Raw genomic sequence first — 1,119 nt, 5'->3', positions numbered from 1 at the left:
GCCCCTGCCCGCCCCGCGCCCCCCGGAAAGCCCCAGAAGGACCTTGATATGAAAGCTGTCGTCTTCGAACAGTTCGGCCAGGCGCCGACGATCCAGACCGTCGCCGATCCGAAGCCGACGCCCGAAGGTGTCGTCATCAAGGTCGAGGCGACGGGCCTTTGCCGCAGCGACTGGCATGGCTGGATGGGCCATGATGAGGGCATCACGCTGCCGCATGTGCCGGGCCATGAGCTGGCCGGCATCGTCGTCGCCGCCGGCAACCAGGTCACACGGTGGAAGGCCGGCGAGCGCGTCACCGTGCCGTTCGCCGTCGGTTGCGGGCGCTGCTTCGAATGCACGTCGGGCCATCACCAGATYTGCGAACACCCGAAGACGCCAGGCTTCAGTGCCTGGGGCTCGTACGCTGAATATGTTGCCATCGAGCATGCCGACACCAATCTTGTGCGCCTGCCCGAGGAGATGGAGTTTGCCACCGCAGCCAGCCTCGGCTGCCGCTTCATCACCTCGTTTCGCGCCATCGTCGACCAGGGCCGGGTGAGGCCCGGCGAATGGGTGGCGGTGCATGGCTGTGGCGGCGTCGGCCTGTCGGCGATCATGATCGCCAGCGCCATGGGCGCCAATGTCATTGCCATCGACCTGACGGATGAAAAGCTGGAGTTTGCCAAGAAGATCGGCGCGGTGGCGACGATCAACGCCTCGACGACACCCGATGTGGTCGAGGCGGTCCGGGAGATCACCAAGGGCGGAGCGCATATGTCGATGGATGCGCTCGGCCACTCGACGACCTCGTTCAACTCGATCGCCAATCTACGCCGGCGCGGCCGCCACGTGCAGGTCGGGCTGATGCTGGGCGAGCATGCCAGGGCGCAGGTGCCGATGGATCAGGTGATCGCCTTCGAGCTCGAAATCCTCGGCAGCCTGGGCATGCAGGCCTACCGCTATCCGGCGATTATGGCGATGATTGGCAGCGGCAAGCTGAAGCCCGAACTTCTGGTCAGCAAGAGGCTCAGCCTCGAAGAGGCTCCGGCCGCCCTGATGGCCATGGGCGGCTTCGAAGGCATCGGCATCGGCGTGGTGACCAAGTTCCAGTAGCCGCCCTCAAGCCCCCGAGCCTGGCGG

The 1,119-nt window shown here is 65.7% G+C and carries 1 protein-coding gene; it reads left to right on the top strand.

Going from position 1 to position 1,119, the window contains the following annotated elements; genetic code table 11:
• Positions 1-48: 48 nt before the first annotated feature.
• Positions 49-1,092 carry a zinc-dependent alcohol dehydrogenase family protein gene (locus tag AC1DXM_RS31935; protein ID WP_477239541.1) on the top strand — a complete coding sequence of 348 codons (1,044 nt, stop codon included), beginning with the start codon at positions 49-51 and terminating at the stop codon, positions 1,090-1,092.
• Positions 1,093-1,119 lie beyond the last annotated feature (27 nt).

This window comes from Mesorhizobium sp. P3_A2 (genome assembly GCF_056403115.1).
The sequence above is the reverse complement of the archived record's forward strand: the minus strand, read 5'-3'. Positions and strand labels throughout refer to the sequence as shown.